Annotated in this window: 11 protein-coding genes; 8 read left to right on the top strand and 3 right to left on the bottom strand. The window is 37.0% G+C overall.

The window, feature by feature from the left end; all coding sequences use genetic code 11:
- Positions 1-56: 56 nt before the first annotated feature.
- The gene (locus tag Q9317_RS09785) at positions 57-1277 is read right to left on the bottom strand and encodes a transglutaminase domain-containing protein (RefSeq protein WP_003100252.1); all 1221 of its coding nucleotides are present in this window, start codon (positions 1275-1277) and stop codon (positions 57-59) included.
- Between the two features lie 208 nt (positions 1278-1485).
- Between Q9317_RS09785 and Q9317_RS09780 the strand changes: the two genes are divergently transcribed.
- The 8 genes from Q9317_RS09780 (at position 1486) to Q9317_RS09745 (ending at position 10122) form a co-directional block, all read left to right on the top strand.
- Positions 1486-2439 (top strand): IS30 family transposase, encoded by a 954-nt coding sequence (locus Q9317_RS09780; RefSeq protein ID WP_003098714.1) that lies wholly within the window; start codon positions 1486-1488, stop codon positions 2437-2439.
- Positions 2440-2566: 127 nt separating this feature from the next.
- A complete protein-coding gene (locus Q9317_RS09775) occupies positions 2567-3916 on the top strand; it encodes a glucose-6-phosphate isomerase (protein WP_003100250.1) in 1350 nt (449 codons plus the stop codon).
- Between the two features lie 138 nt (positions 3917-4054).
- Complete coding sequence (gene dapD, locus Q9317_RS09770) at positions 4055-4753, top strand: 2,3,4,5-tetrahydropyridine-2,6-dicarboxylate N-acetyltransferase (RefSeq protein ID WP_003100247.1); 699 nt, start codon at positions 4055-4057, stop codon at positions 4751-4753.
- Positions 4754-4763: 10 nt separating this feature from the next.
- A complete protein-coding gene (locus Q9317_RS09765) occupies positions 4764-5891 on the top strand; it encodes an N-acetyldiaminopimelate deacetylase (protein WP_003100245.1) in 1128 nt (375 codons plus the stop codon).
- A 260-nt stretch (positions 5892-6151) separates the two neighbouring features.
- Positions 6152-7417 (top strand): glycosyltransferase family 2 protein, encoded by a 1266-nt coding sequence (locus tag Q9317_RS09760; RefSeq protein WP_003100243.1) that lies wholly within the window; start codon positions 6152-6154, stop codon positions 7415-7417.
- A gap of 26 nt (positions 7418-7443) precedes the next feature.
- Positions 7444-8649: a nucleotide sugar dehydrogenase gene (locus tag Q9317_RS09755; RefSeq protein WP_003100241.1), complete on the top strand. Its 1206-nt coding sequence runs from the start codon at positions 7444-7446 to the stop codon at positions 8647-8649.
- A gap of 278 nt (positions 8650-8927) precedes the next feature.
- Positions 8928-9461, top strand: a complete 534-nt coding sequence (locus tag Q9317_RS09750; RefSeq protein WP_003100239.1) for a 5-formyltetrahydrofolate cyclo-ligase — start codon at positions 8928-8930, stop codon at positions 9459-9461.
- The gene (locus Q9317_RS09745; RefSeq protein WP_016356185.1) at positions 9451-10122 is read left to right on the top strand and encodes a rhomboid family intramembrane serine protease; all 672 of its coding nucleotides are present in this window, start codon (positions 9451-9453) and stop codon (positions 10120-10122) included. The genes Q9317_RS09750 and Q9317_RS09745 overlap by 11 nt, the downstream gene beginning before the upstream one ends.
- A gap of 223 nt (positions 10123-10345) precedes the next feature.
- Here the strand turns inward: Q9317_RS09745 and galU are convergent, their stop codons facing one another.
- Positions 10346-11248: a UTP--glucose-1-phosphate uridylyltransferase GalU gene (galU, locus tag Q9317_RS09740; protein ID WP_016356183.1), complete on the bottom strand. Its 903-nt coding sequence runs from the start codon at positions 11246-11248 to the stop codon at positions 10346-10348.
- 27 nt (positions 11249-11275) lie between these two features.
- Positions 11276-12292, bottom strand: coding sequence for an NAD(P)H-dependent glycerol-3-phosphate dehydrogenase (locus tag Q9317_RS09735; RefSeq protein ID WP_003100234.1), 1017 nt, complete (start codon positions 12290-12292; stop codon positions 11276-11278).
- Positions 12293-12485: the final 193 nt, after the last annotated feature.

The raw sequence follows: 12485 nt of genomic DNA, 5'->3' as shown, positions 1-12485 counted from the left end.
AGAGAGAATGTCACAATTCTCTCTTTTTTGATGTTTTTAATGAGTTGATACTGAAACTATTCATTTCGATGAAAGCTGATGCTATAGAGTTCAGGAATGATGCTGTAAGAATAACCAGAATAGTTTGACCAGTAATGGTTAAATAGCTCATGGTATTTGGTGTTATTGCTTTCGATGTCTTTGGTAAAACTCAAGAAATCTTGTTTATTTGCCATTTGAATAGAAACAGGGTTTTGCCCATTTAAAAGTTGATGTTCAAGGGTATTAAGCACTTCATCGGTATTAAAATGTTCTAAATAAAACTGATTTTGTTTGGAATAGAGTAAGGAGTCATCGGTGCAGTCAGGTAAGGTCCAAGCATTTTTAATCTTTTTCCCTTTTTGATAGTCAAGATCAAGATTAGCATGATGACTACGATTAACAACATGATCAGGCATGCAAAGAAAATTATAGTTAATATTTTCTTGCCTTTGTCCAGAAAGCATCTGATCGAAAATGGGATCTCCCCAAGTGGTATCGACAGCGTAATAGTGATCAGCAATTGCAACAAGATTCCAGGCATGTGGTAACTCTTTTTCAGTCTGCGAACTTTTAACAGTTCCTTTAACATAAATGGAAGAGATACCAGCTTTTTGACAGAGCAGCTGAAAAGCTTGGGCATACCCGTTACAAACTGATTTGTGTTCTAAAAAAACACTTCTGACGTCTTGGTTTTGAGCAGCTAAACGTTGATCACCAGCATTAAACCGATCTAAGGCTTCTTTGTTGTAGTCGGTGTTTTCAATAATGGTTTTGTAAAAATATGAAACCTTATCATAATCAGAAGTCATAGGAGCTTGAGCAATGATGTGATCAGTGATTTCTTGAATTTTTTGATAGTTTTGCTCAGCATCATCAGGGACTTTAAAGGTTACAAAGGCGTCATTTTGTGACAGCTCGATTTGATAAGGGTTGGATGATAGCCAGTAAAGGTCGGGATTATCCATAATAAAGGCATCGATGGTTTTAATCACACTTTTCTGGGAAGCTGGCGTTAGCGATATAGTGTCTTTAAAAGTGGAGGCTTTTTGCCGAAGAATAAGATAATTTTCTTTTTGCTCATCAGACAGTTGATTAAAATAATACCGATTTTTGATGGTATTTAGAAGATTTTTTCTCTCTTTGCTTTGTAGTACAAGATGGTTGTCTGATAGTTTTTTTGGGGCATTTGAAAAACAAGCTGTTAGTAAAAAAAGACCTGTTGTTAAAAGAATGATTATTGGGAATTTTCGCTTCATTAGTTGCCCTCAATTGTCTTAGAATAAGACGATTATACCATAGAAAATGCCAAAATAGAGAAGTTTAATGGTCTAAAATGTTATCTTGAAAATGATTTTCAAAACTTTAGAAAGTTCTAAAATGAAGTTAGCCATCTGAGGGTATGAAAAAACATCTCAAAGAGATATACTTGTAGTTCACCACAAACACAAGATAGGACACTTTGAGATGCATGAACATTATACACCAAAAGGAAAACATTTGACAATAGCTGAGCGTTACTTCATCGAGAAATGGAAGTCAGAAGGAAAGTCCAATAGAGCCATCGCTAACTTGCTAGGTAAAGCGCCTCAAACCATTCATAATGAGGTTAAACGAGGACTTGTTAGACAACAAATTCGTAAAGGTAAATTTGAAATGATTTATCAAGCTGACTACGCTCAAGCTAGCTATGAGAATAAACGACGAAATTCTATTCGTTCTATTGGCTTGGATAAAGATACGAAAGAGAGGATTCTGCACTATATGAGGCAGAACTTTTCACCTGAAATGATGGTGAAGTCGAAAGGTATAGCTGTTCCTGTTTCAACCATCTATTATTGGATTCATAACGGACACCTTGGCATCCATTCTGATCACATCTTGTATCCAAGGAAAAGAAAGGGAAAATCAAAGAAGGCTAGCCCTCGTTTCAAACCTGCTGGTCAATCCATTGAGAAAAGACCTGATGCGATTAATCGTAGACTTGAAAATGGGCATTATGAAATTGATACGGTCATTCTAACAAGGGCTAAGAATGAATGTCTACTAACTCTAACAGACCGCCGTAGTCGTCACCAGATTATCAGACTCATTCCGGATAAGTCTGCTCAGTCGGTCAATCATGCCTTAGAAAGTATAGTAAAGACTCACTCTATTCACTCTATTACAGCTGATAACGGAACTGAATTCAACAGACTTTCTCTTGTCTTTCCAAAAGAAGATATCTACTACGCACATCCCTACGCTTCCTGGGAAAGGGGAACGAATGAGAACCACAACAGACTGATCAGAAGATGGTTACCTAAAGGAACAAAGAAAACGACCCAAAGAGAGGTCGCATTCATTGAAAATTGGATAAACAACTATCCTAAGAAAATATTAGACTACAAATCTCCTAAAGAGTTTTTAACCGTTGGCTAACTTGGACTTGAAATTTAGCATTTTCAAAACTTTCTCTTCTTTTGTGAAAAGATACTCAAAAAGATTGAAAAATTGCTTATAAAGAGTTAATATAGTAGTTGTACGGATAAAAATTAAGGGGAACATTATGTCACATATTACATACGATTATTCAAAAGTTTTAGGTCAATTTGTTGCACCACATGAATTAGATTATATGCAAATGCACGTGTCTGCAGCTGATGCAGCATTGCGTCAAGGTACAGGTCCTGGTGCAGAAATGACTGGCTGGTTAAACCTTCCAGAAGACTATGATAAAGAAGAGTTTGCTCGTATTCAAAAAGCGGCAGCTAAAATTCAATCTGATAGCCAAGTTCTTGTTGTGATTGGTATTGGTGGATCATACTTAGGGGCTCGCGCAGCCATTGACTTCTTAAGCAACTCATTTGTAAATCTTCAATCAGCTGAAGAACGCAAAGCGCCTCAGATTCTTTATGCTGGGAATTCTATTTCATCAAATTACTTAGCGGACTTAGTGGACTACGTTGCGGATAAAGATTTCTCAGTTAACGTGATTTCTAAATCAGGAACAACTACTGAACCAGCTATTGCGTTTCGTGTGTTTAAAGAACTTCTTGTTAAGAAATATGGCAAAGACGAAGCAAACAAACGTATCTATGCAACTACTGATAAAGCTAAAGGAGCTGTTAAGGTTGAAGCTGATGCAAATGGTTGGGAAACTTTCGTTGTTCCAGATAGCGTAGGTGGACGTTTCACAGTTTTAACACCTGTTGGCTTACTTCCGATTGCTGCTTCAGGTGCTGACATCACTAAATTGATGGAAGGTGCTAACGCAGCTCGTCATGCTTATTCATCAGAGAAAATTGCTGAAAATGAAGCTTATCAATATGCTGTTGTTCGTAACATTCTCTACCGTAAAGGTTATATTACAGAAGTTTTAGCCAACTATGAACCATCACTTCAATATTTCAGTGAATGGTGGAAACAATTGGCTGGAGAATCAGAAGGTAAAGACCAAAAAGGTATCTACCCAACATCAGCTAACTTCTCAACTGATTTACACTCACTTGGACAATTTATCCAAGAAGGTTACCGTAACCTTTTTGAAACAGTTGTTCGTGTTGAAAAACCACGTCTTAACATCACAATTCCAAATGAAGAAGCTGACCTAGATGGTCTTGGTTACTTACAAGGTAAAGATGTTGATTTTGTTAACAAAAAAGCAACGGACGGTGTTCTTCTAGCTCATATGGACGGCGGTGTACCAAACACTTACTTAACACTTCCATCACAAGATGAATACACACTTGGTTATGTTATTTACTTCTTTGAGATTGCAATTGCCATCTCAGGTTACCTAAATGGTGTTAACCCATTTGACCAACCAGGAGTAGAAGCTTACAAGAAAAACATGTTTGCCCTACTTGGTAAACCGGGATTTGAAGCATTAAGTGCAGAACTTAACGCTCGCCTTTAAACAATAAGTCACAAAGCAAAAGCTGAAGATATTATCTTTGGCTTTTTTTGAATTTATCCTATTACATAAACAAAAGGAAAAATACCAAATTTTCTGAAAATTTGATATAATAATAAAAATGATTTTGAGGAGAAGACAATGACCGCACAAAAAATGACCGCGCAAGAAATTATTGCCTTTATTGGCAATGCAGAGAAAAAAACAAGTGTTAAGGTTACCTTTCAAGGAGAGTTAGCAAATGCCATCCCAAAAGGAGTAGTTTGCCTCGGTAATGTCCTTTTTGGTGATTGGAAAGCTATTCAGCCATTACTTGTAAACTTAGTTGAAAATAAGGATTATGTGGTTGAGCAAGATGGTCGTAATTCGGCTGTTCCTCTTTTGGATAAACGTAGCCTTAAGGCTCGTATCGAACCAGGGGCTATTATTCGAGACCAAGTTATTATTGAAGATAATGCTGTTATCATGATGGGGGCAATCATCAATATCGGTGCTGAAATTGGCTCAGGCACAATGATTGATATGGGAGCAATCTTAGGCGGTCGTGCCTGTGTTGGTAAAAACAGTCACATCGGAGCAGGAGCTGTTCTTGCAGGAGTTATTGAACCTGCCTCAGCAGAACCTGTTCGTGTCGGTGATCATGTTTTGGTGGGTGCAAATGCTGTCATTATCGAAGGGGTGCAAGTTGGTAATGGAGCAGTTGTTGCTGCAGGAGCCATTGTCACACAAGATGTTCCAGAAAATGTTGTTGTGGCAGGAGTTCCTGCTCGTATTATTAAAAAAATTGATGCCAAAACGCAACAAAAAACAGCATTAGAAGAGGCTTTACGCCTACTATAAAAGGAGTTGCATGTTTGATTTAATAAAAATAAGAAGACATTTACATCAAATCCCAGAAATTGGTTTAGAAGAAGTTAAAACACAAGCCTATCTTTTAGAGCTAATTGAGCAGATGGTAAGTGGCAAAGCTTTTGTTACTCTTAAAACATGGAAAACAGGAGTGTTGGTTCACCTATCTGGTTCAATTGGTCAAAAAAGAATAGCTTGGCGAACGGATATTGATGCTTTGCCAATTCATGAAGAAACTGGCTTAGCTTTTGAAAGTCGTCATTCAGGAAAAATGCATGCTTGCGGGCATGATTTTCACATGACCATAGCCTTAGGCTTATTAGAACAAGTCTTAGAGCAACAGCCCAAAGAAAATATGCTCTTCATCTTTCAACCTGCTGAAGAAAATGCTGCAGGTGGCATGCTGATGTATGAAGCTGGTGTCTTTGATGAGTGGATGCCTGATGAATGTTATGCCTTACATGTACGACCAGATTTGAAGGTAGGAACCATTGCGACAAATCGTGGGACCTTATTTGCAGGAACCTGTGAAATGAAACTTACTTTTAAAGGTAAAGGAGGCCATGCAGCATTTCCCCATGAGTCCAATGATGCTTTAATAGCAGCAGCTTATTTCTTGACGCAGGTTCAAACTATCGTGAGTCGAAATGTTGATCCTATTGAAGGAGCAGTTGTTACATTTGGGGCGATGCATGCAGGAACAACGAATAATATTATTGCCCAAAAGGCTCACTTACATGGAACCATTCGCACCCTAAGTCAAGACATGAATCAATTAACACAAAAACGTATCAGAGAAATGGCAGAAGGGATTGCCAGAAGTTTTGGCTTAGAAGTTGAACTTGTCTTGAACCAATCGGGCTACTTACCTGTAGTTAATAATAGCCAATTGGCTGAAGACTTCATGCGTTTTTTCAAAGAAAGAAAACAAGTCCAGCTGATTGATTGCCTTCCAGCAATGACAGGAGAGGATTTTGGTTACCTCTTAAGTAAAATGCCAGGACTTATGTTTTGGTTAGGAGTTGATAGTCCTTATCCACTCCATCATGCTAAAATGAGTCCAAATGAGGAAGCACTCTCTTTTGCAGTGACGGAAGTGACAGCATTTATGAAGGCAAAACTTTATTAAAATGGATGTGATTCTTGCCAGTTTTGGCAAGGGTCTTTTTTCTTTTTAAATTAAACTTTATAAAATGGTGTCATCAAATTATGTATTTTAAAATGAATTCTTGGTTTGAATATGACATTTAACTCCCTTATAATTGAGAATGTTTTTAGAAAATGTGACCTTAATCAATAAAAATAACGAACGATTGATTAAAATAAACATGAAAGTGAGGGAAATTGGTACTGTCTTTTAGACAAAACTAATTATAAAGGAGGAATGACATGGAAAAACTGAAAAATCTAATCACTTTTACCACATTTATTATTTTGTGGGTATTGATGATTGTCTTAAATACCTATGTATTTGGCTCAAAAGGTAGCCTAACACCTTATGGAATCTTATTATTAATTTACTTAACCTTAAAAATGTCCCTATCCTTCTTCTATCGTCCTTATAAAGGAAAAGTTGGAAACTACAAAGTAGCGGCAATTATTCCATCTTATAATGAGGATGGTGAATCATTACTTGAAACGTTGAAGAGTGTTCAAAGTCAAACCTATCCAATTGCAGAAATTTTTGTTGTGGATGATGGGAGTGCCGATAAAACTGGTATTAAAATGATTGAGGATTATATTGCAAATAATCCTGATGCTACAAATGTTATTGCTCATCGCCTACCAGAAAACGTGGGGAAACGTCATGCGCAAGCTTGGGCCTTTAGCAGATCTGATGCTGATGTCTTTTTAACGGTTGACTCAGATTCTTACATCTATCCAGATGCATTAGAAGAATTGCTGAAGTCTTTCAATGATAAAGACGTTTATGCTGCAACAGGACACCTTAATGCCAGAAACCGTGATGTCAACTTATTAACCATTTTAACGGATATTCGTTATGATAACGCCTTTGGCGTTGAGCGTGCGGCCCAGTCTGTAACAGGGAATATCCTAGTATGTTCAGGGCCATTGAGTGTTTACCGTCGCGAGGTTGTTGTCCCTAATATTGAACGCTATACCTCACAAACTTTCTTGGGAATACCTGTAAGTATTGGTGATGACAGATGTTTAACGAACTATGCGACAGACCTTGGAAAAACGGTTTACCAGTCAACAGCACGCTGTGATACAGATGTTCCATTTAATTTTAAAACTTACTTGAAACAACAAAATAGATGGAATAAATCTTTCTTCCGTGAATCTATTATTTCTGTCAAAAAAATGATGCAAACCCCTCTTGTAGCTGTGTGGACAGTATTGGAAGTTTCAATGTTTATCATGTTGTTGTATTCTGTTTTAGATTTGTTTGTTGGTGAAGCACAAGAATTTAACGGCTTGAAAATACTTGCCTTTTTAACCTTGATTTTCTTAGTTGCCCTTTGCCGTAACATCCATTATATGGTTAAGCATCCATTGGCATTCTTGTTATCACCAATTTACGGTATCTTACATTTGTTTGTGCTTCAACCCCTAAGATTGTATTCTCTATTTACTATCCGTAATGCTGACTGGGGAACTCGTAAAGCAGAGGAAGAAGAACCTCTTACTTAATTATTCGAAGAAAGGAAGTAAAAGAAGTGAAAATTTCTGTTGCAGGTTCTGGATATGTTGGATTATCATTAGCAGTTCTTTTATCACAACACAATGAGGTAACTGTTGTTGATATTATCAAAGAAAAAGTCGATATGATTAATCGAGGTTTGTCACCCATCCAGGACGATGATATTGACCATTATTTAAAAAATGTCCCACTAAACCTTACAGCAACTCTTGATGCTGAAAATGCTTACAAAAATGCTGAATTGGTTATTGTGGCAACCCCAACTAATTATGATAGTGAAATTGACTTTTTTGATACTAGCCATGTTGAGTCTGTTATTGAACAGGTTTTATCCTTGAATAATCAGGCTACAATTATTGTTAAGTCAACAATTCCTCTTGGATTTATCAAATCTGTCAGAGAAAAATTTCAAACAGATCGCATCATTTTTAGCCCAGAGTTTTTAAGAGAATCAAAAGCTCTTTATGATAACCTTTTCCCAAGCCGTATTATTGTTTCTTACGAAGAGGGAGACTCAGCCCATGTGATTGCTCAGGCTGAGCAATTTGCGGCGCTTTTAAAAGAAGCAGCTATCAATGATGATATGGCCGTCTTATTTATGGGATCTGAGGAGGCTGAAGCTGTTAAGTTATTTGCTAATACCTATTTGGCTATGCGTGTTTCTTACTTTAATGAATTAGATACCTATGCGGAAATGTCAGGTCTGAATGCAGAAAAAGTCATTGAAGGAGTTTGTCACGATAAACGTATTGGGAAACACTACAATAACCCGTCATTTGGATATGGTGGCTACTGCTTGCCTAAAGATACCAAGCAGCTCTTAGCTAACTATAAAAACACCCCACAATCATTAATCTCAGCAATTGTGGAATCTAATAAGACACGTAAAGAACATATTGCCAAACAAATTTTACATGCTTTGAAGCAAAAAAATGTCGACAAAGAGCAATTAACAGTAGGCATTTACCGTTTGATTATGAAAAGCAACTCTGATAACTTCAGAGAAAGTGCAATCAAAGATGTGATTGATATCATCAAAAGTTATCAAGTCAATGTTATTCTTTATGAACCAATGCTTGAAGAAGAAACTGATTTAGAAGTTGTCTCAGATTTGGAACAATTTAAATCAGAAGCGACACTGATTGTTTCAAATCGTCACGATCAGGTTTTGGAAGACGTTGATCATAAAGTCTATACTAGAGATATTTTTGGTAAAGATTAATTCAAAAGGAGTTCAGCAGGCGCTGAACTCCTTTGATGTTAGTAATAAAAAGGGAGGACCCCCACAAAGTGGAGGCCCAGGAGATTTATGAAAAGGGTAATCAAAATAAATTTTAATTACCCTAACGGTCTAGGGAACCGTTATTTAGGATACTTATAGTATAAAGGTGCTTACTTAAAGAAACCTTAAAGGTTTTTAGGGAAGTGCTTTTAAAAAGTTATTGGCTAAGATTCGTCGGATTAGCATTTTCAGGGTTGAATTTATGTTAAAATAGCATTATGACAAAACAAGAGATTAGACAAGAAGTTCTAGCAAAGCTAAAATTACTAGAGCCTAAAGCAAAAAGGGAGCAATCCTTAGCCCTATTAGAGATGGTCTTACATTCTCAAGCCTATAAAAAAGCAAAAGTTCTGGCAACTTATCTATCCTTACCACATGAATACGAAACAAGTTTGATCATTAATAAGGCTATTCAGGACGGTAAAAAGCTTGTGATTCCTAAAACTTACCCTATGGGAGAGATGGTTTTTATGGCATATGATCCTGAGCAGTTAGTGACAACCTCTTTTGGTGTGCTAGAGCCAAAGAGTGGTATCCATGTTGCTAAATCAGAGATTGACCTTATCCATGTTCCAGGGCTTGCTTTTAACCAGGCAGGTTATCGTATTGGTTATGGGGGAGGCTACTATGATAACTACCTCAGTGATTATAAAGGGGATAGTTTCAGTACGGTTTTTGACTGTCAAATGGTAGAGTTTATGGAAGAAACTCATGATATCGCTGTTAAAGAGGTTTATGTTAATGACATATGATTTACGAAGAAGTCCTGCAACGCTTTTCTTTTTGATTGTAAGTATCTTAGTGTTTGGGCTGATGCAAGTTTTTTATGGCCCGTTAGCACAGAGCTCAGAAGCAATCTATCAATCTGGAGGAATGTTTGGTTACGCCGTTAAGGCTATGCCTCAAGAACTTTGGCGGTTGGTGACACCAATTTTTATCCATATTGGCTGGAATCATTTTTTGATTAATGTTTTCACCCTTTATTTTGTGGGGCAATTAGCAGAAAGCCTTTTTGGTTCCAAACAGTTTTTTGTGATTTACCTATTATCTGGTATTATGGGAAACCTTTTTACGTTAATTATTACACCAAACATAGTTGCAGCAGGAGCATCTACCTCCTTATTTGGCTTGTTTACAGCTATTATGCACCTGGGTGCTGGTAGTAATAGCTCAGCTTTAAAAGAATTGGCAAAATCTTATCGTCTACTGATTATCTTAAATCTTGTTTTTAATCTTTTTATGCCTAATGTTGGGCTTGCAGGCCACCTGGGAGGAGTTGTTGGAGGAGCATTATTATCAGTCTTCTTACCACATCCTCAAACACAATTTAGATGGTCTAAAAGACGGCGCTATTTTTCAGGAGCACTCTATGTACTTATCATGATTTTAGGACTAATTTATACATTTCATTAAAAAAGATGTCTTACTTAAGCATCCTCTTTCAGATTGAAGAAAAGTTCATTTTGGATGGTTTTTCTTCAATCTTTTTTCGTCGTTTTTGGGAAAGAAAAAAACTCTTAGAGATTCTTCTATAACAGAGATTCTAAAAGTTTTTTTGATGTAATGGTCAATCTCTAAAGTGACAATTTTAGAGGTTGACTACAGAGGTTATCGACGGTCTAACTTGAATCACTCTTTATTTTTTGTTTTGTTTGTCAAGTTCTTTACCAAGTTTAATGATGTATTGTGCTAAATCATCTTTTACTTGTTTGTGTTTTAAAGCATAATCAATGGATGTTTTCATAAATCCAAATTTATCGCCAACATCATAGCGACTGCCAGTAAATTCTCTTGCAAAAACACGTTGTGTTTTGTTTAGGGTATCAATAGCATCTGTTAATTGGATCTCATTGCCCGCACCTGGTTCTTGTTTTTCAAGAATATCAAAAATTTCAGGTGTTAAAAGGTAGCGGCCAATAATAGCAAGATCGCTTGGGGCATCTTCTGGTTTTGGTTTTTCAACAAAGTTGTCCACACTGTAAAGTCCATTCACAGCCTTACCTTGAGGAGCAATGACTCCGTAAGAAGAAACTTCTTCATGAGGAACCTTCATAACAGCAATGGTTGATGCATGTGTTTTTTCGTAGTCATCCATTAATTGTTTGGTCAAAGGAATTGCCTTATTATCTGTAATATCCATTAAATCATCACCAAGCATGACAACAAAGGGTTCGTTACCAACAAATGCTTTAGCTTGTAAAACGGCATCACCAAGACCTCTTGGGTGACTTTGGCGGATAAAGTGTAAGTTAATAGATGTTGTTTCATCTACTAATTTCAAGAGTTCATTTTTGCCTTTGATTTTAAGGTTATATTCTAATTCAAAGTTTGAATCAAAATGGTCTTCAATAGAACGTTTTGACTTACCTGTAACAATGAGGATTTCTTCAATTCCAGCTTTTAGGGCTTCTTCGACAATGAATTGAATAGTAGGTTTGTCAACGATAGGTAACATTTCTTTGGCTAAGGCTTTTGTTGCTGGTAAAAAACGTGTACCTAGCCCTGCTGCGGGAATAATAGCTTTTCTTACTTTGGTCATGTGTGCCTCCATTATAATCGTTTTTTATTAATGCCATTCATTTTCAGAACGGAATTCATTTGACATCATCCCAAGAATACTGTCTTTGACATCCATTCCTTCGTAAATAACTTTATAGATAGCTGTTGTAATAGGCATGTAAACATTAAGTTCTTGAGCAATTTCATAAGCAACTTTAGTTGTAGAAATCCCCTCAATAACCATACCCATATTGCGTTCGATGTCTTCTAATTTTTCACCACGGCCTAGGGCATCACCTGCACGCCAGTTACGTGAATGAATAGAAGTTCCTGTAACAATCAAATCACCCACACCAGATAAACCACTGTAAGTTAGTGGGTTTGCACCTAACTCAACACCTAGACGCGTGATTTCTGCTAAGCCACGAGTAATAACAGCAGCTTTGGCATTGTCCCCGTAACCAAGTCCGTGCAGGGCGCCGGCCCCAACAGCAATAATATTTTTTAATGCTCCAGCTGTTTCAACACCAATAACATCACTATTTGTGTAGAGACGGAAGTAATGATTGCTAAAAAGTGCTTGGACATATTTAGCCGCTTCTAGGTCAGCTGATGCTGCGGTAATAAGGGTAATGTCACGAACAATAGTTTCTTCAGCGTGTGATGGGCCTGAAACAACCACAACATCACTACGTAAATCAGCAGGTACTTCTTCAGAAATAACGGTTGATAGGCGTTTGTGACTACCCGGTTCTAAGCCTTTTGAAGCATGCATCATAATAACTTTATGATCTAAGATGTCTGCAATTTGTTTGGCAACAAGACGTGTAACCTTTGTTGGGACAACAAAAAGGACAGCGTCAACATCTGCCAATGCCACTTTCAAATCAGTTGTTGCGATAATTTTCTCATCAAGAACAGCTTCTTTGAAGTATCGGGTATTTCTATGTGTTGTATTAATTTCATCAATTTGTTCTTGGATATTTCCCCAAAGACGGACCTCGTGACCATTGTCGTTAAGGACTTGGGCAAGAGCGGTCCCCCATGAACCGGGGCCTAAGATTGCAACTTTTTGTTTTGTCATTTTGTATCTCCTTTAAGAGTAATCAGTTTATTATATCATAGAAGTTATGCGAACTCTATCAGAAAAGGTTGTTAAGCCCTTGCAAGAAGTAATCAAAAATGCAAGAGGAGATTTATTTTCTGAAATAAAGCTTTTTTAGTTGACAATAGTTCTCAAGAGAACTAAAATAGTTACCATGAGAACTAAGGAGGAC

Origin of the sequence: Streptococcus iniae (assembly GCF_030732225.1) — a bacterium.
GTDB lineage: Bacteria > Bacillota > Bacilli > Lactobacillales > Streptococcaceae > Streptococcus > Streptococcus iniae.
Note: the sequence above shows the minus strand (reverse complement) of the source record. Positions and strands in the feature narration are given on the sequence as shown.

What these genes read in the sequence shown, in the direction of transcription:
- Q9317_RS09785 (WP_003100252.1), bottom strand. Translation starts at nt 1,277, where the DNA reads ATGAAGCGAAAATTCCCAATAATCATTCTTTTAACAACAGGTCTTTTT.
- Q9317_RS09780 (WP_003098714.1), top strand. Translation starts at nt 1,486, where the DNA reads ATGCATGAACATTATACACCAAAAGGAAAACATTTGACAATAGCTGAG.
- Q9317_RS09775 (WP_003100250.1), top strand. Translation starts at nt 2,567, where the DNA reads ATGTCACATATTACATACGATTATTCAAAAGTTTTAGGTCAATTTGTT.
- dapD (WP_003100247.1), top strand. Translation starts at nt 4,055, where the DNA reads ATGACCGCACAAAAAATGACCGCGCAAGAAATTATTGCCTTTATTGGC.
- Q9317_RS09765 (WP_003100245.1), top strand. Translation starts at nt 4,764, where the DNA reads ATGTTTGATTTAATAAAAATAAGAAGACATTTACATCAAATCCCAGAA.
- Q9317_RS09760 (WP_003100243.1), top strand. Translation starts at nt 6,152, where the DNA reads ATGGAAAAACTGAAAAATCTAATCACTTTTACCACATTTATTATTTTG.
- Q9317_RS09750 (WP_003100239.1), top strand. Translation starts at nt 8,928, where the DNA reads ATGACAAAACAAGAGATTAGACAAGAAGTTCTAGCAAAGCTAAAATTA.
- Q9317_RS09745 (WP_016356185.1), top strand. Translation starts at nt 9,451, where the DNA reads ATGACATATGATTTACGAAGAAGTCCTGCAACGCTTTTCTTTTTGATT.
- galU (WP_016356183.1), bottom strand. Translation starts at nt 11,248, where the DNA reads ATGACCAAAGTAAGAAAAGCTATTATTCCCGCAGCAGGGCTAGGTACA.
- Q9317_RS09735 (WP_003100234.1), bottom strand. Translation starts at nt 12,292, where the DNA reads ATGACAAAACAAAAAGTTGCAATCTTAGGCCCCGGTTCATGGGGGACC.